This is a genomic window from Natranaerovirga pectinivora, from assembly GCF_004342165.1.
Taxonomy (GTDB): Bacteria; Bacillota; Clostridia; order Lachnospirales; family DSM-24629; genus Natranaerovirga; species Natranaerovirga pectinivora.
Genome location: NZ_SMAL01000006.1, coordinates 104,541 through 126,616, shown reverse-complemented (window position 1 = coordinate 126,616; position 22,076 = coordinate 104,541). Strand labels below are relative to the sequence as shown.

The following is a 22,076-nucleotide window of genomic DNA, read 5'->3' as shown; positions in this document are numbered from 1 at the left end:
TTATTCGTCTTTATTTATATATGCTTCATAGGAAATAGAACTTTCCTTTAAAGTAAAAAAATATGTCTTAATACACTTTTAGATAGATCTATCAAAGTATTTTAAGACATACTCACTATTATGCTTCTTGCATATTTTTTAATTTCTCTGATTGATCTGCAGTTATCAGACTGTCTACCATTTCTTGAATTTCACCATCTAACATTGCATCTAAACGATGTAGTGTTAGTTTTATTCTATGGTCTGTTACTCTTCCTTGAGGGAAGTTATAAGTTCTAATTTTCTCAGAGCGATCTCCCGTACCTACTTGACTTTTTCTATTTTGTGCCAATTCACTTTGTTGTTTTTCAAGTTCCATTTCAAACAATCTAGCTCTTAATACTTGTAATGCTTTTTCTTTATTCTTTAACTGTGATTTACCATCTTGACATGAAACTACTAATCCTGTGGGTATATGAGTTACCCTTACTGCAGAATCCGTAGTATTAACACTCTGTCCACCGTTTCCTGAAGAACGAAATACATCAATTCTTAAATCATTGGCATTGATTTCAACATCAACATCTTCAGCTTCTGGTAATACTGCAACTGTAACAGTAGATGTATGAATTCGTCCTCCTGATTCCGTTACAGGTATTCGTTGTACACGGTGAACACCACTTTCATATTTTAATTTAGAATATGCTTTGTCACCTTTGATCATAAAAACAACTTCTTTAAATCCGCCGATACCGTTTTCATTCAAGTTAACCAATTCAACTTTCCAGCGGTTTATTTCTGCATATCTTGAATACATTCTAAAGAGTTGAGCAGCAAACAATGCCGCTTCATCACCACCAGCACCGCCACGAATTTCAACAAAAACATTTTTATCGTCGTTAGGATCTTTTGGCAACAATAATACTTTTAACTCATCTTCTAACTTTGTCACTAAGCTTTTACTCTCACTTAATTCTTCTTTAGCTAATTCTCTCATTTCTTCATCGTCTTCTTCTTCAAGAATAGATAAACTATCTTCTATGTTTTGTTTTGTACTTTTATAGATTTTGTATTTTTCTACTATTGGTGTTAACTCACTTTGTTCTTTCATAAGTTTACGCCATTTTTCTTGATTACTAACTGTTTCAGGATTATTTATATCCTGTAATATATCTTCATACCTATTAACAATATCTTCTAACTTGTCAAACATACATATACCTCCGTACTATAACGCTATTTCTCCATAAACAACTCTGTCCAAACCAGCTAAATCTTTAATAACCTTTATATTTTTATAACCTTTATTTTCTAAGATTCCTAATACATCCTTGCCTTGATCATAACCTATTTCAAAAAATAAAAAGCCCTTATCCTTAAGGTAGTTTCTCGATTCTTCTGCTATTATTCTATAAAAATACAAACCATCTTCTTTACCATCTAAAGCCAATTCAGGCTCAAAATTCTTTACGTCTTCCATTAAATCATTAATATCCTTGGTAGGAATATATGGAGGATTTGAAACAATGATATCAAATTTTTCATCCATATCTAACTTTTGCAGTAAATCACTTTGTAAGAATTCTACTTTTACATTATGATATTTTGCATTTTCCTTTGCTATACCTAAAGCTTCTTCAGATATATCTATTCCTTTTATAGTATTTAATTTCATAAAAACCCCAAGACTTATTGCTATACATCCTGACCCAGTGCATATATCTAACAATGCCGGATTTACCTTGGTTTTACATACTTCTAAAACCGTTTCTATTAATGTTTCTGTATCTTGCCTTGGAATTAATACATAAGGATTTACTTTAAAATTCAATCCCATAAATTCTTGATACCCAATAATATAAGCTATAGGTTCTTTATTTACTCTTCTATTTATTTTATTTAAATAGTTTATATAATCTTCTTCACTTACTTCTGTATTCGGATATACTAGTATTTGAGTCTTGTCAATATCTAGAGTATCTTCTAATAATAGTCTTGCTTCATAATTAGCATTATCAATATTCGCATTCTGTAACAGTTGTATTCCACTATAATATATTTGTTGAAGGGTTTTCTCCATTATTCAAAACACCTTTCACTGCAACAATGGCTACTTCAATTTGTTCATCGTCTGGTTCTTTAGTCGTCAATCTCTGAATACACATACCTGGATAGCTGATTATATCCACTAATTTTGATTCTGATTTTCCTGCAAATCTAATGATTTCATAGGAAATTCCAGCGATAATGGGAACTAAAACAATACGTGATAATAACCTTACCCAAAATACATCAATTCTAATAAACATAAATACTAGAATACTTACAAACATTACAATAAACAAGAAGCTTGTTCCACATCTCTTATGAAGCCTAGAGTGTTTCTTAACATTTTCTATTGTTAAGCTTTCATCATGTTCTAGACAATTTATGGTTTTATGCTCTGCACCATGGTATTGAAATACTCGCTGGATATCTTTCATTTTAGATATGAGTAGGATATAGGATAAAAATATCCCGATTCTTACTATACCTTCAACTAAGTTTTGAATAGCATGTATTGGTGCAAATTCTCTTATTAATCTAGTTATTAAAAGGGGCGCAACCATAAACAAACCAATGCTAATAAATGTTGCAAACACAACGGATATGCCTACTAATACATCTTGTGCCTTATCCCCTAAAACTTTATTTATAAAATGATCGATTTTAGACTCTTTCAATTTCTCATTATCATCTTCTTCTACATCAAAAAACTCTGCCGAATAAGTGAGGGTTTTCACTCCAATAATCATTGACTCTACAAAAGCCAATATCCCTCTTAAAATAGGCATCTTTAATACTTTGTATTTTTTAGATGCACTTTTGTATTCTTGATTGTTTATAACTATATCTTTATCTGACTTTCTAACTGCTATGGTGTACTTATCTTCACATTTCATCATTACACCCTCAATAACAGCTTGGCCTCCAATATTTACTCTTTTCATACATTACACCCACTTTCATAAAAGGAACCTTACTAATCTGGTTCTAGGTGAATAAACCTTCCTTAAAAAACAGGTTGAGATTTTTCAACCTCAACCCGCTAACGTTCTTATTCTTCGTTGTTAATACCATATTTACGATTGAATTTATCAATACGTCCTCTTGTAGTTAATGATTTTTGTGTACCAGTATAAAACGGGTGACATTTTGAACAAACTTCAACATGAATGCTATCATTTGTTGAACCTGTTACGAATTCATTACCACAGTTACAAGCAACATTTGCTCTATGATAAGTTGGTTGTATCTCTTTTTTCATCTTTATTCACCTCTCTCATATAATTAAATAATATTATATGTCGATCAAGCCGATCTCATGTACTCTAGAAAAGTGACTTGGTCACATTTTCAAGTTAATTAGATAAATATAGGCGCGATTGACATGCCTAAATCTCTAAAATAAACAGCTTTTAAATTATAACATATTGTATTTTTTTATTCAAGCTTATTTACAAAACATTTTTGTTTATTAAAATTTTATTTTTTTTACAGTTGAGACAAATTCTTCATTGTTTCTACATTTCACAAAAATACTTAGTAAAGATTCTATACCTTCTTCTGATTTCACATTTCCTAATGATCTTCTTATAATATACATAGCTTCCGTTTCCTCTTTAGTAAGAAGCAAATCTTCTCTTCTTGTGCCAGATTTTATAATATCTATCGCTGGGAAAATGCGCTTTTCCGAAAGCTTTCTATCTAATACAAGCTCCATATTACCTGTACCTTTAAATTCTTCAAAAATGACCTCATCCATCTTACTTCCTGTTTCCACAAGGGCAGTAGCAAGTATTGTTAAACTGCCACCTTCTTCAATATTCCTTGCTGCTCCAAAGAATTTTTTAGGCATATGTAGAGCTGCTGGATCTAAGCCACCTGATAGAGTACGACCACTTGGTGGGATAGAAAGATTGTATGCCCTGGCAAGTCTTGTAATACTATCAAGTAAAATAATCACATCTTTTTTATGCTCAACCAATCTTTTTGCTCTTTCAAGAACCATTTCTGAAACACGTCTATGATGATCTGGTAATTCGTCAAAAGTAGAGTGAATAACATCTACATTTTTACCAATAATGGACCTTCTAATATCTGTTACCTCTTCAGGTCTCTCATCTATAAGAAGTACAATAAGATTGGTTTCTTTATGATTAGCAGTTATAGCATTGGCAATTTGTTTTAATAAAGTTGTTTTTCCTGCTTTAGGAGGTGCAACAATCATCCCCCTTTGACCTTTACCAATAGGCGCAATAATATCTGTTAATCTTGTAGAAAACTCTTTTTGACTTGTTTCTAGGTGTATTCTTTGATTTGGGAAAATAGGTGTTAAATCTTCAAAATTAGGTCTTCTAGTGGCTTCTCTTGGATCTTCTCCATTAACTGCTTGAACATATAATAGGGCACTGAATTTTTCAGTATCCTTTTTTATACGAATATTTCCTCTCACTAAATCTCCAGTTTTTAAACTAAATCGCCTAATCTGCGAAGGTGATACATAAACATCATTATCTCCTGGTAAAAAATTAGCAGAGCGAATAAACCCATAGCCATCTGGCAGTACTTCTAATACACCTTGTGCAAGTTGTCCGCTATCTAATTGCTCTATATCTCGTGGCAAATCATTGCTTTTACTATTCCCTGTGTTCGTTGGCTCTTTTCCTTGTTCCCTATCTTCTTTATCCTCTTTAGAATTTAAATCTACTGTAACTTGTTCTGTTTTTTTCTCTTCATTTTCATTGTTTGTTGTTGCTTTTTGATTCTCAGTATTCTTTATATCGTTTATTTTCTCTATTAACTCATTTTTTTTGTACGTAGTTATACTTTTTATATTCAATGACTTACCTAATTCTCTTAACTCAGATAAAGTCATTTCATCTAACCCGTTATTCATTTTATACCACCTTTAATATTTAAAAACTTATTTTTGGGAAAAGTGAGAAGTAAGAATTTTTTAATTTAGAAGATTTCTAGCTCCAAGTAGGAACTAGAAATCATTAAGATTATTATAGGATTCAAAGATTATTAATTATGCACGTCCGCTGCTTCCAAACATTTTTATTTTACCTTTAACTACTTCTTTAATTGCTAATGTTGCTGGTCCAAGGATTTTTCTTGGATCATAAACATCTGGGGTTTCTCTCACTACTTTATGAACTGCTTGTTGGAAAGCTAATCTTAACTCTGTATCAATATTAATTTTATTAACACCTAGTGATACGGCTTTTTTAATATCTTCTTCTGATATGCCAGATGCACCGTGTAAAACAATAGGCATATTCAATAACTTTTTAATTGTCTCTAATCTGTCAAAATCTAAATTAGGATCACCCTTATACATACCATGAGCTGTTCCAATTGCTATTGCTAAGTAATCTACTCCTGTTTTTTCAACAAATTCTACAGCTTCATCAGGGTCTGTCATTGTGGCATCTTTTTCACTTACATTAATATGGTCTTCAACACCACCGATTTTTCCTAATTCAGCCTCTACTGAAACACCCATTGGACGAGCTATTTCAACTACACTTTTAGTTATTTCGATATTTTTAGCTAAATCGTATTTTGAACCGTCAAACATTACTGAAGTCCAACCTGTTCTTAAACATTGCATTACAGCTGCCCAGTCCGTACCATGGTCTAAATGCAAGCAAACTGGTACTGATGCTCTACCCGCTATACCTTTTACCATTTGGTACAATTCATCAATACCTGCATATGTTATAGCAGTTTGACTTGATTGAATAATAACTGGTGATTTTTCTTCTTCAGCTGCTTGAATAATTGCTTGTGTGGTTTCTAAATTATTTGTATTAAATGCACCCACTGCATAACCTAATTTATGAGCATGATCTAAAATTTCTTTTCCTGAAACTAACACGAAACTACTCCTCCTTAAAAACACTTTCTTTAATTATATATATTATTACTCTAGCATTACAAACTATGTGTCTATCTTCGAATAATTACTATAATTATTATCTGGTTAAAATCATAACTATTTTAACATATTATTCCATTAGAATGCAACTTATATAATTATTATCCTAAAAATAATATATAGATATAGTTACTCAAAAATTTCTTTCAATTAGATTTGTGTCCATATTCTTTACTTATTAAACATTCATCTTATGCTTCCCCCTTTTTTATGAATATGAATATCGATTTCTTGATAGAATAACTATAACTCTATTCAATGCAATAACTAGTTTATTAAAAGGGGTACAAAAAGATGAAAGATTTTTTCTTAAAATTCATTTGGGTCTTATTCTTACCATTATCTGTACTATATATGGTCGCTTTTGTTGTTGCTAAAAAAATAATATGCCCTCCTCTTCTGGAGTATAACTTTTTTTTAACAGAAGATATTAAAGAAATGGAATTTGATAAAAATAAAAAAATTATGGATTTTAAACCTGATACATTCTTTTTATCTTCTACTGACGGAAAACCGTTAAGATGTAGATATTATAATTTTGAAAAAAACAAAGTTATAATTATGTGTCATGGTTGGACTGCTAATATGTGCAATTATTTAAAACACATACCTTTATTTTATAGCCTAGGCTACAATGTTTTATTGTATGACCAAAGGTACCACGGTGAAAGCGGGGGTAAGTGTACAACATTTGGGTACCATGAGAAGAATGATCTTGGTAAAATTGTTAGGTGGGTAGAAGAAAATAAAAAACCTCAGCAAGTAGGTCTATATGGTAAATCCATGGGAGCTGCAACAATTATTCAATATTTAGCTATTACGGATAAAATATCTTTTGCTATCGTTGATTGTCCTTATTCTGATCTATGTGAACAATTTACAAGTGTCTTAAAAAGAGCTTGTCCCTACTTACCTCCTAGACTAATGCTCCTAATGGGCAATATCTTTTTTAGACTTAAAGGGAATTTCAATGTAAAAAGTGTAAGCCCCATACAGGATATTAAAAAGATTGATATTCCTATGTTATTCATCCATGGTGCAAATGATTGTTTTGTTCCTCCTGAAATGAGCAAAAAACTTTATGAAGCAAAGAAAGATAAAAAGCATTTACTCATTGTTTCAGATGCACCTCATGCTGATTCATATAATATTAGTCCTAAATTATATGAAAATATTGTTAAAGAATTTTTAAATTCTTATGATTTAGTATGAAAAAATGGACTCGTAAAAAAGGTTCTCCTTATTTTTGGAGAACCTTTTTTTGTCGTTATATACTTATTCAATTGCCTTTTTTTCTTTTCTATTAAAAGCATCGTATAATACTGGAATAAATATAAGTGTTAATACCGTTGAATAAATCAATCCTCCAATTGCAGTAATTGCCATTGGCTGCATCATTTCTGTTCCTTCTCCTGCACCTAATGAAAGTGTAGAAAGGGCAAAAATAGTTGTTAGAGCTGTCATCATTATAGGTCTTAAACGATCATTACCTGCTGTAATTAATGCATCGTATTTATTCATACCCTCTTCTCTTAATTTGTTTACATAATCTACAAATACAATACCATTGTTAACAACAATACCACAAAGAATGATCAATCCTACTAAAGAAATCATACTGATTGGATTACCTGTTATAATTAATCCTAAGAAACCACCAGTAAAAGCTAATGGAATTGTAAACATAACTATAAATGGTGATTTTAATGATTGGAATTGTGCAACCATTATTAGGTAAATAAATGCTATCCCCATTAATAACATTAAGAATAAGTCTCTAAATGATTCATTAATCATTTGATTTTCCCCAGCTATATTAAGTGTATAGCCTTCTGCCACTTCATATTGGGCAATTTTATCATTTACTTCTCTACTTACTAAACCAATATTATAACCATCTTCTAATTGAGCCGTTACAGTAATGTATCTTTGTTGATTAGACCTACTTATAGAAGAAAAACCTTGAGCCTCAACTATTTCTGCTATATCTAATAATTGCACTTGCTCTCCTTGATGATTCGTTAAAACTATGTTTTTTATATCTGTAATGGTTGCATCTTTTTCATCGTATTCATTCTTAACATATATACCAATATCGTGATTGTTTATGTTAATTGTTGTAGATGAAGATACATCTGATATCATTTCATTCATCTTCATAAACACTTGAGCAACTGTTAAACCTTGTGCAATACTTTTCTCTTTATCCACAATCACTCTAAATTCAGGTGATGTTTCTTCTAACCCATCAGATATCTCAGTTGTTCCCTCTACAGAAGCAATAATTTCAGCAATATCTTGAGCAATACTTTCTAAGGTATCAAATTCTCTACCCCTTATATCTATTGATATCGGACTGCCTGTTAATGCACCCATATTCATTTGATCATCACTTAAAGTTATTTCTGCATCTAGTTCACTTGTTATTTCTCTAATCCTCTGAGCAATTTCACTAGTTGTATTACTTCTATTTTCTTTTAAAATAATATTGAAGCTAACGGTATCATTATTGCCACCACCAAAACCACCCATCATAGCAGCCATACCGCCACCTAATGAAGCACCTATGGTTTCTACATCTTCTATTGTTGCTATAAGTTCGTAAAAGGCATCTGCAACTGCTACAGTTTCTTCAAAATCTGAACCTTGAGGCATTGTTACGGTAGCAGATATTTCTCCCATATCTGATGCTGGGAATAATTCAGTTCCCATCCTTAGGGCCCCTACTATACTTGTTACAAACAATACTAAAACCAGTAAGATAACCATCCATTTATGTTTCAATGAATACTTAAGTACTTTTGTGTAGTTTGATTTTATACCTTCAAATATTCTGTGTTCTTTTTTAGTTTCTTTACTTAACATTTTTGAAGCCATCATTGGTACAAATGTTAAGGCAATCAGTAAGCTGGCTAATAAAGAATATGCAATGGTTAATCCCATATCTGTAAATATTTGCCTAGCTAATCCTTGCGTAAATACAATCGGTAAAAACACAGCAACTGTTGTTAGTGTAGATGCAAATATAGCTCCAGCAACTTGGCTAGCACCCTTAATAGACGCATCAATAGCTGATTTGCCTTCATTTCTCATTCTATATATATTCTCAATTACTACAATTGAGTTATCAACAAGCATCCCTACTCCAAGAGCCAATCCACCCATTGATATAATATTTAAAGTTACACCACTAAAATACATAAGTACAAATGCGGTTATAACACTTACAGGAATAGATAGCCCAACAATTAAAGTCGGTCTTAAATCCCTAAGGAAAATTAATAAGATTAAGATTGCTAAGATACCACCAAATAATAAATTCATTGTTATTGAATTTAAAACAATATCTATATATTCACCTTGATCCATTAGTGTAACAATCTCTACACCGTCATTGTTTTCCATTATATCTGCTACTTTAGCACGTACATCTCTTGCTACATCAGCAGTGGTATATTCTGTTTGTTTTTGAATTTGAATGGTTACAGCATCATTTCCATTAACTTTTGAATACATTTCTGAAGAATTATCGATTATAAATACATCCGCTATATCTGATAATTTTATTGGGTCTACTCCAGGTATAGGAAGAACCATAATTGGTAAATTCTCTAATTCTTCAAAATCTGAAATACGATCTCCAGCTCTAACCAAATAATCTAAACCATCTTCCATAATATAACCCGCAGGCATACTAAAGTTTTGACCTTGCAAGATACCAGAGACCATTTCTTTGGTTATCTCAACTTGTAAATTTTCTCCACCTTGATCCCCTTGTGGCATTTGTGGTGTTTCCATATCACCTATTTCTGGTATATCCACTTGAGGCATTTCCATTAATGATGGATCTGGCATATTAGCCATCATCATATTATACATTGCTTCTTGAATGCTTTGATTTACTTCTTCTAATTTTTCTTCTCTTAAAATAACATGTATTTGATTTTCCACTAATCCAAAAGCTGATACTGAAGCTATTCCCTCAACGCTTTCTAAGTCAGGAATAATCCTACTTTCTATAAATGGTGATGCTTCACTAATGCTTACACCATCTACTGATGCAGACATTACCATAATAGGCATCATATCAGGGTTAAACTTCATTATCATTGGCGATCCTACTTGATCAGGCATAGCACCTTTAATCATATCCAAGCTTTCTCTCATCTCAATGACTGCAGAATCCATATTTGTGGTTTCATTAAATTCTAATATAACCATTGATACATGTTCCCTTGAAATAGAACTTACATTTTTTATATTACTAATTGAAGCCATTCTTTGCTCTACTGGCCTAGTAACAGCCATTTCTACTTCCTCTGGACTTGCCCCTATGTATGTTGTTGAAACAACAGCATACGGAAGATTCATACTTGGCAATAAATCTGTTGACATATTTGTAAAAGATACTACTCCTAATATTAGTACAAAAACAATAGCAACAATTACAGTATAAGGTTTTTTTACACTAAAATTTGAAAACAACTTTTCCACTCCATTCATTTCTTTATATTAAATTTTAAAAATGTTATAACTTTATTTAATTGTTCATTGAAACTCATTACAACATTCTCTATTCTAGAATTGATAATACTATTCTTATATGAATTAATTATGAACTAATAAATCAATTGTATCTCTCATATATTTCCCATTCCTGAACATAGATAAAAAGCAATATAATAACCATATTGCTGATCATAACGGTAATTCTACAGTAAATGTTGATCCTTCTCCTAATTTACTCTTAAAATATATTTTCCCATTAGATAATCCAATAATTTTCTTTACTATTACTAGCCCTAATCCATTTCCTTCTTTTGTTCTTGATTTATCTCCTTTAAAGAAACGTTCAAATATTCTACCCTGATCTTCTTCAGCAATACCTATCCCTTTGTCTATTACTTCAATTTTAACAGTACTTACTTGTTTATACATTTTTATCTTTATTTTCCCAAATGGCTCTGAAAACTTTATAGCATTATGAATTAAATTGATCCATACTTGTTGTAGCAAATACTCATCACCTTTATATTCCACTTGCTCTAATTGTATATCAAAGTCTATATTTTTCTTAGCCCAGTGTACTTCAAGCATTAAAATTGTTTTTCTTATTTGTTCATCTAGGGAAAATATCGTCGCTTCTTCTCTGATTAGTTTGGTATCTAACTGTGATAGTTTTAATAAATTAGAGGAAAGTAATGATAATCTTTCGCTTTCATTTATTATTATATCGCTGTATTCCATTAGTTGTTCCTTAGTTAATTGTCCGTCTTTTATTAGTTTGGCAAATCCTTTTATGGATGTTATTGGTGTTTTAAATTCGTGGGAAACATTTGTTACAAAATCTTTTCTTAAAACATCAATATTCTTAAGTTCATTTGTCATCAAGTTAAAATCAGAGGTTAATTGTCCAATTTCATCAATACTTTCTGCTTTAACTTGAATGTCAAAATTTCCTTTTGCTACTTCTTTAGAAGCATTTGATAATCTTCTAATGGGCGTTACAATATTATTAACAGCGAATAAAATACAAATTGTTCCAACACAAGCACTTAATAAAAAAGACATACTGGTAACATTTCTCATTCTATAAAATTCTTGAAATAATTCTGAATGAACGTCTGATAGGTCAAATGCAGTACTCTTTGATAGGACTCTAATGACAATACCAAAATTTATAGAATTTAACAGCCACCAAATGGCCAAAAAAATGAAGGCAAACTTAGCGTATATGGATTTGTTTATAAATGAATTTTTCATAGATATCTTTCCACCTTATACCCTAATCCCCTTACTGTGATAATCTTAAACTCTTCAATACCATCAAATTTTTCTCTTAAACGTTTAATATGGACATCTACAGTTCTTTCATCTGTCTCATTGTCCATTCCCCATATTTCATCCATCAAATCCTGTCTTGTAAAAATCTTTTTAGGATAACTTAAAAGTTTAAAAAGGAGATAAAATTCTTTTTTTGGCAATAGAATTGATTCTGTTTTTGTTGTCACCATCAAAGTATCGTAGTCAAGAACAATATTCCCTACAATAATTTTATGTTCATTAGATATTTTAGCACGGCGTAAAAGGGCTGATACCCTAAGAATCATTTCATCAAAATCTATTGGCTTAACCATATAATCATCTGTTCCAACTAAAAAACCTTTTTTCTTATCTTCAATGGTTTCTTTTGCAGTAATCATAAGAATAGGGAATGAGTAGTTTGATGTTCTTAACTCACTTGTTAGAGTATAGCCATCCATCTTTGGCATCATAATATCAACAATCATTAAATCAATATGTTCTTTATCAATAATTTCTAGTGCTGCTAATCCATCAGAGGCTTTGTAAACATTGTAACCCTCACGCTCTAAATAAGTTGTAGTTAATTTTAAAATACTATCATTATCATCAACTACTAAAATATTAAACATTTTTTTGCCTCCTCTTTTTTTTAATAATATCTATCCACTATTTATCCTATAGTATATACCATTATGCTTCAGGTTTAAAATATATTTTCCACTTTAACTATAATAGTTAATTTTTGTGAATTCAATATGAACATGAAAGCATAATTTTCAAACTTGCTTGCAAGGATTTGAAAATTATGCTTTCAACGAAACTTGTGTTTCTTACAAAGTAAGAGACATAAGTTGAGGTGCTTTTTATTTTCAAACTTGCTTGCAAGGATTTGAAAATTATGCTTTCAACGAAACTTGTGTTTCTTACAATAAGAGACATAAGTTGAGGTGCTTTTATTTTCAAACTTGCTTGCAAGGATTTGAAAATTATGTGTGTCATATGTTAATAAGGGCATAAGATGAGTTGTTTAAAAAAATACAGCAGTCTTTTCTGACTGCTGTATTTTTTAACGTATAAAATTTGTAAATATCTTCTTTTCTTTTTCTGGCCCTTGTATATTCCCTTTACTATGTTCAACGGCTTTTAATAACCAAGCCATGTTTTGTCCTAATACTTGCATAATTTGAACACCTTCTTCATCTTGCAAAACTTCTCCCGGGCGTGCCCCATGTATGACATTCCAATAATTCGAATTAGGCATAATCATTTCAGAATAATTTATATAATTGTTCAATTGATTAAAGGTTGGTATTCCTCCTGAACGTCTTACAGCAACAACTGATGCACCAACTTTATGTCTGAATAAATTACCATTCACTCCTGCCACATAAAAAAGTCTATCAAGAAAGGATTTCATAGTTCCTGCTATAGCTGAGTAGTACGTAGGCGAACCTAATATAATTCCATCTGCCTCTTTTGCTTTTTGAATACATTCATTAACAATATTATCTTCTTTAATAGCACACTTTTCATCCTTGTTTTTTATACATTGACTACAGGCAGTGCATCCTCTTATCAATTCATTCCCTATATGGATGATTTCCGTTTCTATACCTTCTTTTTCAAGTTCATCCATTACAAGTTTTATTCCTTGATAAGTATTTCCTATAGATTTGGGACTTCCATTAAATGCTATAACTTTCACAGTATTCCCTCCAATATATTTTTTACTTATTATACCACCATTAACCAAACATTAAAACTTTTGTTCTGGAAAAACAATTATGGAGCTGTTAGATTTGCAACAGCTCCAATTCATCCTATTTTATATATTTATCTAGTATCATAACAATCTCTTCTATCTTTTCATCTCCATTACCTTCTCTAATAGCTTCCTTTAGGCATCCTTTCATATGATTGTTTAATATTTCAAGGTTGCTTTTCTTAAGAAGGGCTTGAACGGCTAATATTTGTTTTGAGATATCCACACAATATCTTTCATCTTCTATCATTTTTATAATACCATCTAATTGTCCTCTTGCCGTTTTTAATAAATTAATGTTTTTTTTATGATCCATACCATAATACACTCCTATTATCTATTTACTAGAAAAAGCTCTATTCTACCACATATTAAGTTCTTGACTTAGTGTGTAATCACTTTGTTTTATAACTCGGTTCAATATCTACCTTTTTTAATCTTAGAGAGTTATATACCACATTTAATGAGCTTATTGACATAGCTGAAGCACCAATTAGTGGATGTAATAAGCCAATCATTGCAATAGGTATTGCTATGGCATTGTAGAACCACGCCCAGAAATAGTTTTCTTTAATTTTTCTAAATGTTGCCTTAGATAATTTTATAGCAGTGACAATACCACTTAACTCACCTTTTACTAAAGTAACATCTGCTGCTTCTATTGCTATATCTGTTCCAGTACCAATCGCAATACCTACATTAGCTTGTTTAAGAGCAGGTGCATCGTTTATTCCATCTCCAACCATAGCTACTGTATTAAATTCTTTTTGTAGCCTAACCACTTCATCTACTTTTCCGTCTGGAAGAACTTCTGAAATAACATGGCTAATACCTACTTTTTTACCTATTGCCATAGCCGTTCTTTTATTATCACCTGTTATCATAGCCGTTTTAATACCCATTTTTTCTAATTCTGCAATTGCCATAGCAGAATCTTCTTTTATAGGATCTGCCACTGCTATAATACCTAATAGTTTGTCTTCTTTTGCTATTAACATAGCTGTTTTGGCTTCTTCTTCTAATTTAATTAAGCTATTTTCATAATCACTAAAACTAATTTTATTATCATCCATCAGTTTTCGATTACCAATGAATACTTTTTCACTATTTATAGTGCCAAAAACACCTTTACCTACAATTGCCTCAAAGTCCTTAACATCACCAAGAACAATGCCTTTATTTATAGCATCCTCAACAATTGCATTTGCTAAAGGATGTTCTGAAGCTTTTTCAATTGTGGCTGCAATATACATTAAGTTTTTTTCATTAGTATTGTTTACTACGATTATGTCTGTCACTTCAGGCTTACCTTTTGTGATAGTTCCTGTTTTATCAAATGCTATAACCTTAACATCTTTAAAAGTTTGAACAGCTTCACCATTTCTAATTAGTATACCCTTTTCTGCACCAATACCTGTTCCTACCATTAATGCCGTTGGCGTTCCTAGCCCAAGAGCGCAAGGGCAAGCAATAACCAATACTGCTGTTGCTGTTATAAAAGATAATGTTAGAGGATCTAAATTAGGGTTCACCCAAGGTAAATACCTTGCGCCCCATTCAATGATACTCAAATGAAAGTTAGGAAATATGTTAAATGAGATAAATGTTAATAGGGTTACAATCAGTATAATAGGTACAAAATACCCTGTTATTCTATCTGCAAATTCTTGAATAGGTACTTTTGTTCCTTGGCACTCTTCTACTAACTTGATGACCTGGGATAAAAATGTATCTTTACCAATTTTTGTTACTTCTACTTTTAGCAACCCCTGTTTGTTAATGGTGGCACCAATAACATTGTCCCCCTTTTCTCTTTTTACTGGGATGGCTTCACCTGTTGCCATTGATTCATCTACTAAACTCCTACCATCAACAACTGTTCCATCCGTTGGTATTTTCTCTCCAGGGCGAATTACCATTATATCACCAACAGATAATTCTTTTACTGACACTTCTACTTCTTCACCATTTATAAGTATTTTTGCTGTTTTTGCTCCCATTTGTACTAGTTTTTTAATAGCTAAGGAAGCTCTTCCCTTAGCTCTAACTTCTAAATATTTACCTAAAATATGGAATGACATTATCATCGTTGCCATTTCTAAGAAGGTGGTTACAGGCATAAAGAAACCTAATAACCCTATTAAAAAAGGTGGTGCCGATCCTAAACTTACCAATACATCCATATTAGGACTTTTATTTTTTATAGCTTTTATACTTGCTTTATGAACAGGTAATCCCACAATAAATATATTAGGAAATGCTAAAAGTGTTGCAATAATTAAATATCCTGGAATTTTCACTACAAACATATGAATCATCATAAGTCCCATTACAGTTAATGACAACGTTAGTGAATTCACCATTCTTTTTTTGGATTTTTTCATTTTTACTTCATCTTCATCAATTTCTTCTTGTGGATCTTCTTCTACCACCTCAAAACCCAATTTAGTAACTGTATTTTTAATATCAAATAATCTGATGCTTGTTGCTTTATATTCTATAGTCACTTTTTCTGCGGCAAAGTTGACATTTGCTGCTATAACACCATCTAGTTTATTTAGTGACTTTTCTATTCTATTGGCACAAGCAGTGCAAGACATCCCCACCACCTTTAATGTAACCTTATCAACTTTCTCTTCTTCCAGACTTGCTTCATATCCAAGATTATTTATTTGTTTTATAATAGCATCAGTGTCTGTGTTGCTATCAATTGTTAAATGTGCTTTTTCCGAAGCAAAATTAATACTTACTTCTATTACCCCCTCTTTTTTCTGAAGGTTTTTTTCAATATTCATTGCACAACTGGCACAGGACATGCCTTTTATCTTAAAATCTAGGTTTTTATTTGCCATTTTATTATCTCCTTTCAATCTCTTTTCTAAATGCATTTCTAAACAATATAACCTATTCTTTGAATTTGTTCTATAATGTCCACACTTCTATTCACATTTACTTTTACTGAGTTAATATTAATTGCTATTGAATAATTGCACATACACTGAATTAGTAGTGTTTTTCTTTTCTTATGTGTTTTAAATATATTGAACATGTTCACAACCTCCTCCATATACACCCCATATAGGGGGGGTATATGACTATCATATAGTATATTTATTTTCTTGTCAATTTTTTTATTATAAAAAAGTATTAATTTAAAACTTGCTTTAAAGGATTTGAAATTAATACTTTCTAAGAAATCTTGTGGCTCTTAGAAATTAAAATAGGTCTTACTCCTTAGGAATAAGACCTTGGTCTTAACTCTGCCTATGCCTCTTGCTTCCCAAGAGACACAAGCTTCGTTGAAAGCATGATTTTCAATTCCTTGCAAGCAAGTTTGAAAATCATGCTTTCATATTACCTCAGCCTATGCCTCTTGCTTCCAAGAGACACAAGCTTCGTTGAAAGCATGATTTTCAATTCCTTGCAAGCAAGTTTGAAAATCATGCTTTCATATTAATTATTTTTAAATTGTCGCCCTGTTGCATCAAGGTAATAGTCTTCTGGATAAATTAATTCTGAAATGGATACTATTTCATACCCTTGTTCCTTTAAATCTGTTAGAATAATGTCTAATGCATCTTTTGTGTATTTTCTGTTGTTGTGAAAAAGTATTATAGAGCCATTTCTAAGGTATTCACTTTCTAATACTGATTTTACAATTTGCTCTATACCTTCATTTCTCCAATCATAAGAATCCACATTCCATTTTACTGTATAATAATCACATGCATCTGCTGCATTAACAACTTTTTTATCATAGTCCCCAAAAGGTGGTCTAAGCAAACTCATATTTACTCCTGTTATTTCCTTTACTTTGTTATGTACTTCTAGTATCTCTGTTTTTATTTTTTCCTCGCTCAATTTAGTAAGGCGTTGATGGGTATCTGTGTGATTACCTAGTTCATGGCCTCTTTCTGCTATGAGTTTTACATTTTGTGGATATGTTTCTACCCACGCACCAACAAGAAAGAAAGTGGCAGTGGCATCATGCTTATCTAATATATCTAGTATTTCTTCCGTTTGATCAAAACCCCATCCCTCGTCAAATGAAATCGCTACTTTTTGTTCTTCAGTATTCACACTATAAATGGCTAGCTTTGCTTCTTTTGATCCTGTTTCTGCTAATTTTCTTTCATTTATTAGTCTAATAGTAACAAAAGAACATATTATAATAAATGTTATGGTTGTTATTAAACTTACATATCTTTTTTTCATTTTAATTTCCTATTATAAGTTTTATTATATTCTATTCTATTTCTAATAAAACTATGAGAGCAATAAAATTAAAACCTGTTTATACTAATATAAACAGGCCCATTAAATGTTCATTTTATGTTGTAAAGTTTTTTGTTGATTTTTCTAACTTGTTAGCCAAGCCTAATAAATCCTCACTTGATTTAGAAATCTCACTCATAGTTGCAGACAACTCTTCAATAGAAGCTGAAGTTTCTTCTGTGCCTGCTGCATTTTCTTCTGCAATAGCCGTTAAATTTTGTACTATTTCAGTAATCCTAATTCTACTACCTTCCATCTTCAAACTAGAATCATTTAACTCTACGATTAAGGTTAATGCTGCAGAAATGGCATTATTTATTTTAGTATATATAACTTTTGTATCTTTAACACTACTTACTTGAGATAGTAATAACGCTTTAACATTGTTAATCGTTTCAACAGAGGTAGCAACATTTTTTTGTAATTCGCTAACCATATTATCAATTTCTTTTGTTGATTTTGTAGATTGTTCCGCTAGAATACGTATTTCATTTGCCACCACTGCAAACCCTCTACCATTTTCACCTGCTCTTGCCGCTTCTATTGCAGCATTTAACGCTAAAAGATTTGTTTGATTTGCTATTGAATTTATTACTTTTGTTACCTCACTTATTTTTTCTGAACTTACTTTTGTCATTTCTATGGTTTCTACAATAGTATTAATTGCACCTTCATTAGCATCTGTTTTTTCTGAAAGAGTCTCAACAATTTCATTCCCGTTTTTTGTTCTTTTTCTTATTGCTTCTGAGACTCTTTGAAGTTTACTCATCTTCTTACCACTGTCTGCAATACTCTCCCCTAATTCAATAACACTTTGAGAAGCATCTTGAGTATCTTTCGCCTGTTCTTGTATACTACTCGTTATTTGCTCCATCGTCTTTGCAACTTCATCAGTTGATAAAGATGTTTGAGACATTATATCTTTTATTGTACCTGTGAAATTTGAGACACTTACCGCAGATTCTTGGATTTCATTAATCATACTTCTTAAGTTATTTTTAATTTGTAAAAAAGCATTTTTTAATTGAGCCAATTCATCTTTTTCTTTTTCATTTATTATAAGTTCTTCTGTTAAATCTCCTTGTGCTAACTTTTTACCAAATTTAGATAACTCTATTATTTGATTGGATATTTTTCTACTATACAGGTACATAATTAATATCCCTATTAAAACAACCATTATGGCCGTTTGAATTAATTTATTTTCATTATTGGCTGCAGTAGATGCTATTGTTGCAATAGCTTCTTCTGTTGAAAGACCTAAGTATTGAATCCCTATTACTTCATTATTATGGAATATGGGTTGGTATATTGTATAATAGCTGGTTCCAAACAGATTGGCTTGTCCTAGGTAAGAGTCTCCACCCTTTATCAAAGAGTAAGCCGGATGATCTTTTCCTAAATATGTATTAATGGCAACATTTCCTTCTTGATCTTTTACATTAGATGCTACACGTTTAAAGTCATCATTCTCTCTAATAAAAACTGTGGCTGTTATGCCCAAATCCTTTCCAACTTCACTTATAAAATCTTGGGATATTATTATTTCTTGTCCTGACTCATTAATAAAGTTACCATTTCTTAATTGTAATGGTCCATACTCATAATTCAATATCCTACTATATGCATTCATTTTTGTAGATAAAGTATTTTCATAAAGATGATCTAATACATCACTCATACCAGTACCTAATGTGATAATAGCCACAATACTTATTGCTATTATACTTCCAACCAATATAAAATTAGTAATTGCAATTAATTTTAACTTTATACTTTTCAAACAATCATCTCCCTATGTCTCTTATAAGTCTCTTTTACTATATTACTATAGTCCTTATATATGAACTAATTATGAATATGGTTAATTTTCACATATTTTTACATAATTACATATTGATTACTCTACCATTATTAATGGTAAAATAACATATTTCATCAAGGTCTATCCCTACTTTTCCACTTGAGATTTCTTTTATCTTTTTCTCTAATATATTTATAAATTGATCTTCTACAACCAACGTATACCTAACTTCATTTGTATATTGTGTATCCACTAGATGAATACCAACTTGCTCATTAATAAAATACTCTAGCTTACCCGATAATGTATAATCTACTTGAATGAATGCTTTTTGACAAAGTACTTTTTCAACTACTTCTCCTTGGTTTAATCCCTCTTTTGCACAATGAGAATAAGCCCTTACCAATCCTCCTGTTCCTAGTAATGTCCCCCCAAAATACCTTGTAACAATTATTAATGTGTTTTTTATTTCTTCTCCCTTTAACACATCAAGTATTGGTAGTCCTGCTGTGCCACTTGGTTCACCATCATCGCTGTATCTTTGTATTTCATTATTAATTCCTATAACATAGGCATATACATTATGATTGGCATTATTATGTTTTTTACGTATTATCTCTATATATTCTACTGCTTGTTCTTCTGATTCTATTGGAAATACATGGGCTATAAATCTAGATTTTTTCTCAATTAATTCTCCAGCAGATTGTTTAATGATAGTTTTATACCTTTTAATCTTCATTTTATTCACCTTAATTTCTTTAATGCTATAATTATAATATAGTTGTATTGTTACATCAAGATAAGAACCAGGATCTTTCTCTTACCTTAACTGCATCAGTAATTTTTCACAAAAAAAAACTAGTAACAATTTATCACTAGTTAGCTTCTTCCATTTCACTTATTAGTTCATCAATAATTTCAATCATACAAACAGGTGTAACCAAATGATTTATAAGTTTTGAAAGCAATCGTTGTATGAGATCTTTTGAATAAGATATCTTTTTAACACTTTCTACTTCATAATAAATATTACCTTTATCATAAATTTTATTGATTATTTTTATACCATACACATTAATTAACTGTTCTGCTATATATTGATTGTTCTCAGTAATATAATACTCAATTTCTAATTTCTTGTCCTTTTCTAAAGCAATTTTTTTAGAACCTTCTAAGTACATTGAATACATTTTACCCCTCCGTCTATTATCCACAAGAAAAAGTGACTTCTTCACATTAATGCGAAAAGTTCCTTGTCTATAGAAAATTATAATGGATATACTTCAGGATTAAAAGGTTTTATTATCGCAGGTTTCTTTTTGTTTTTTACATTTTCGACTTATTATATGAATATGCATTACTATTTTTGTATATTGAAGTCACATCTATAGATTTCATGCGATATTTTTTATTCTAACCTATTTAAGGCCCTTTGATTTGCTCATTAATTCTTTTACTTTTATTTTTTTAACATAATTGTCTATCTCTTTTCTTTGGCATAACTCTTCATAATTAGCAACTTTAGAAGCAATCTCTACCGCACACATTTGTCTGGCTATTTTTTCTTGCTCATAACCTCTATCAATTCCTAATGCAAAAGATCCTAATATAGAATCCTTTATACCTTTATCGTTATTTGTATCAAACTCTAATTGTGGAGAATAGGATGCATAACATATTTTACTTTTTGTCAATGTATATATCCCTTTATCATCAAGATAGATGGCCATGTGTTTGATTCTGTTGGTTTTTAATAGGCTATAACATTCACTTAACATCTTTTCCTTATCTTCTGTACTAATGCCTAAAGCGTCAAGATTTTTTTTATCTAGTAACACACCATATGGATTTTTTTCAAGTATATTGATGATATAAGTGCCTTCTAAAGACAAGATTACTTTTTTTCTTTTTTCAAATGCTATGGATATTAACCTATTTATATCTTCTTCTTCAATTCCATTAGGCATTTCTCCTGATAATATAAATAACGTAATTTCTTGAATATGATTTTGTACTTTTTGAAAAAAACTTTTTATGGCTTTTTCATCTATACTAATGCCTTGATCAACTAATACTGTTTCAATGCCTTTTATCGAATCAATTATTTTGTGTATGGTTTTTATCTCTTGGTCCATCCATGTAAAATCGGATTTTATTTTGCTCTTTTCTAAATAACCTTTTAGATGTCTACCACCAGGTCCTCCTACAAAACCCACTAAAAAAGGGTCTCCCTGTAAAGTTTTTATAGTATGCGCAGTATGTATGGGACCATCATTAAATTCAATTCTATAATCTATTACTTCATTTGTATCATTTAATTTAAATCCATCTACAATACTTGTTTTATATAATGATGGGTTTAAGGTAATTGCTAATATCAATTGTTTTCACCTCATATTGTTTAATTATGAAAATCTAATCTACAGACTTGCTTACAAGGATTTGGAGATTAGATTTTCGGC

The 22,076-nt window shown here is 30.9% G+C and carries 19 protein-coding genes; 1 reads left to right on the top strand and 18 read right to left on the bottom strand.

All coding sequences use genetic code 11. From position 1 onward, the window contains the following. Positions 1-118: 118 nt before the first annotated feature. The 6 genes from prfA to EDC18_RS09660 all read right to left on the bottom strand — a co-directional run bounded on the left by prfA (position 119) and on the right by EDC18_RS09660 (position 5,905). Positions 119-1,192, bottom strand: coding sequence for a peptide chain release factor 1 (gene prfA / locus EDC18_RS09685; RefSeq protein ID WP_132252612.1), 1,074 nt, complete (start codon positions 1,190-1,192; stop codon positions 119-121). Positions 1,193-1,207: 15 nt separating this feature from the next. Further along, a complete protein-coding gene (gene prmC / locus EDC18_RS09680) occupies positions 1,208-2,059 on the bottom strand; it encodes a peptide chain release factor N(5)-glutamine methyltransferase (RefSeq protein WP_132252610.1) in 852 nt (283 codons plus the stop codon). After that, on the bottom strand, positions 2,028-2,969 hold the full coding sequence (locus tag EDC18_RS09675) for a DUF1385 domain-containing protein (RefSeq protein ID WP_132252609.1): 942 nt from the start codon (positions 2,967-2,969) through the stop codon (positions 2,028-2,030). Before EDC18_RS09675 ends, prmC begins: the two co-directional genes overlap by 32 nt. Before the next feature lie 107 nt (positions 2,970-3,076). After that, positions 3,077-3,286: a 50S ribosomal protein L31 gene (rpmE, locus tag EDC18_RS09670; RefSeq protein WP_132252607.1), complete on the bottom strand. Its 210-nt coding sequence runs from the start codon at positions 3,284-3,286 to the stop codon at positions 3,077-3,079. Positions 3,287-3,496: 210 nt separating this feature from the next. Further along, a complete protein-coding gene (gene rho, locus EDC18_RS09665; protein ID WP_132252605.1) occupies positions 3,497-4,918 on the bottom strand; it encodes a transcription termination factor Rho in 1,422 nt (473 codons plus the stop codon). 135 nt (positions 4,919-5,053) lie between these two features. Continuing rightward, positions 5,054-5,905 carry a class II fructose-1,6-bisphosphate aldolase gene (locus EDC18_RS09660; protein WP_132252603.1) on the bottom strand — a complete coding sequence of 284 codons (852 nt, stop codon included), beginning with the start codon at positions 5,903-5,905 and terminating at the stop codon, positions 5,054-5,056. 354 nt (positions 5,906-6,259) lie between these two features. Between EDC18_RS09660 and EDC18_RS09655 the strand changes: the two genes are divergently transcribed. Next, the gene (locus EDC18_RS09655; protein WP_132252602.1) at positions 6,260-7,177 is read left to right on the top strand and encodes an alpha/beta hydrolase; all 918 of its coding nucleotides are present in this window, start codon (positions 6,260-6,262) and stop codon (positions 7,175-7,177) included. A gap of 63 nt (positions 7,178-7,240) precedes the next feature. On the opposite strand, the gene EDC18_RS09650 is transcribed toward EDC18_RS09655, so the two are convergent. From EDC18_RS09650 to EDC18_RS09600, 12 genes are all read right to left on the bottom strand, one after another. Next, positions 7,241-10,450 (bottom strand): efflux RND transporter permease subunit, encoded by a 3,210-nt coding sequence (locus EDC18_RS09650; protein WP_132252600.1) that lies wholly within the window; start codon positions 10,448-10,450, stop codon positions 7,241-7,243. A gap of 213 nt (positions 10,451-10,663) precedes the next feature. Continuing rightward, positions 10,664-11,728, bottom strand: a complete 1,065-nt coding sequence (locus EDC18_RS09645) for a sensor histidine kinase (protein ID WP_132252598.1) — start codon at positions 11,726-11,728, stop codon at positions 10,664-10,666. Further along, positions 11,725-12,399: a response regulator transcription factor gene (locus tag EDC18_RS09640; protein WP_132252597.1), complete on the bottom strand. Its 675-nt coding sequence runs from the start codon at positions 12,397-12,399 to the stop codon at positions 11,725-11,727. Before EDC18_RS09640 ends, EDC18_RS09645 begins: the two co-directional genes overlap by 4 nt. A 437-nt stretch (positions 12,400-12,836) precedes the next feature. Next, complete coding sequence (locus EDC18_RS09635) at positions 12,837-13,475, bottom strand: flavodoxin family protein (protein ID WP_132252595.1); 639 nt, start codon at positions 13,473-13,475, stop codon at positions 12,837-12,839. A gap of 115 nt (positions 13,476-13,590) precedes the next feature. Beyond that, the gene (locus EDC18_RS09630; RefSeq protein WP_132252593.1) at positions 13,591-13,848 is read right to left on the bottom strand and encodes a metal-sensing transcriptional repressor; all 258 of its coding nucleotides are present in this window, start codon (positions 13,846-13,848) and stop codon (positions 13,591-13,593) included. Between the two features lie 79 nt (positions 13,849-13,927). Beyond that, positions 13,928-16,384, bottom strand: coding sequence for a heavy metal translocating P-type ATPase (locus EDC18_RS09625; protein WP_132252591.1), 2,457 nt, complete (start codon positions 16,382-16,384; stop codon positions 13,928-13,930). 38 nt (positions 16,385-16,422) lie between these two features. Beyond that, positions 16,423-16,581: a hypothetical protein gene (locus EDC18_RS14595; protein WP_165878542.1), complete on the bottom strand. Its 159-nt coding sequence runs from the start codon at positions 16,579-16,581 to the stop codon at positions 16,423-16,425. Between the two features lie 404 nt (positions 16,582-16,985). Then, the gene (locus EDC18_RS09620) at positions 16,986-17,747 is read right to left on the bottom strand and encodes a polysaccharide deacetylase family protein (RefSeq protein WP_132252589.1); all 762 of its coding nucleotides are present in this window, start codon (positions 17,745-17,747) and stop codon (positions 16,986-16,988) included. A gap of 115 nt (positions 17,748-17,862) precedes the next feature. Beyond that, positions 17,863-19,590 (bottom strand): methyl-accepting chemotaxis protein, encoded by a 1,728-nt coding sequence (locus tag EDC18_RS09615; protein WP_132252588.1) that lies wholly within the window; start codon positions 19,588-19,590, stop codon positions 17,863-17,865. 106 nt (positions 19,591-19,696) lie between these two features. Next, on the bottom strand, positions 19,697-20,353 hold the full coding sequence (locus tag EDC18_RS09610; RefSeq protein WP_132252586.1) for a YigZ family protein: 657 nt from the start codon (positions 20,351-20,353) through the stop codon (positions 19,697-19,699). 136 nt (positions 20,354-20,489) lie between these two features. Then, positions 20,490-20,804 (bottom strand): DUF6514 family protein, encoded by a 315-nt coding sequence (locus tag EDC18_RS09605; RefSeq protein ID WP_132252584.1) that lies wholly within the window; start codon positions 20,802-20,804, stop codon positions 20,490-20,492. Positions 20,805-21,032: 228 nt separating this feature from the next. Beyond that, on the bottom strand, positions 21,033-21,995 hold the full coding sequence (locus tag EDC18_RS09600; RefSeq protein WP_132252582.1) for a PfkB family carbohydrate kinase: 963 nt from the start codon (positions 21,993-21,995) through the stop codon (positions 21,033-21,035). Positions 21,996-22,076: the final 81 nt, after the last annotated feature.

Bases quoted from the DNA above. Each gene is read 5' to 3' on its own strand.
- prfA (WP_132252612.1), bottom strand. From the start codon at position 1,192: ATGTTTGACAAGTTAGAAGATATTGTTAATAGGTATGAAGATATATTA.
- prmC (WP_132252610.1), bottom strand. From the start codon at position 2,059: ATGGAGAAAACCCTTCAACAAATATATTATAGTGGAATACAACTGTTA.
- EDC18_RS09675 (WP_132252609.1), bottom strand. From the start codon at position 2,969: ATGAAAAGAGTAAATATTGGAGGCCAAGCTGTTATTGAGGGTGTAATG.
- rpmE (WP_132252607.1), bottom strand. From the start codon at position 3,286: ATGAAAAAAGAGATACAACCAACTTATCATAGAGCAAATGTTGCTTGT.
- rho (WP_132252605.1), bottom strand. From the start codon at position 4,918: ATGAATAACGGGTTAGATGAAATGACTTTATCTGAGTTAAGAGAATTA.
- EDC18_RS09655 (WP_132252602.1), top strand. From the start codon at position 6,260: ATGAAAGATTTTTTCTTAAAATTCATTTGGGTCTTATTCTTACCATTA.
- EDC18_RS09645 (WP_132252598.1), bottom strand. From the start codon at position 11,728: ATGAAAAATTCATTTATAAACAAATCCATATACGCTAAGTTTGCCTTC.
- EDC18_RS09640 (WP_132252597.1), bottom strand. From the start codon at position 12,399: ATGTTTAATATTTTAGTAGTTGATGATAATGATAGTATTTTAAAATTA.
- EDC18_RS09630 (WP_132252593.1), bottom strand. From the start codon at position 13,848: ATGGATCATAAAAAAAACATTAATTTATTAAAAACGGCAAGAGGACAA.
- EDC18_RS09625 (WP_132252591.1), bottom strand. From the start codon at position 16,384: ATGGCAAATAAAAACCTAGATTTTAAGATAAAAGGCATGTCCTGTGCC.
- EDC18_RS14595 (WP_165878542.1), bottom strand. From the start codon at position 16,581: ATGTTCAATATATTTAAAACACATAAGAAAAGAAAAACACTACTAATT.
- EDC18_RS09620 (WP_132252589.1), bottom strand. From the start codon at position 17,747: ATGAAAAAAAGATATGTAAGTTTAATAACAACCATAACATTTATTATA.
- EDC18_RS09610 (WP_132252586.1), bottom strand. From the start codon at position 20,353: ATGAAGATTAAAAGGTATAAAACTATCATTAAACAATCTGCTGGAGAA.
- EDC18_RS09605 (WP_132252584.1), bottom strand. From the start codon at position 20,804: ATGTATTCAATGTACTTAGAAGGTTCTAAAAAAATTGCTTTAGAAAAG.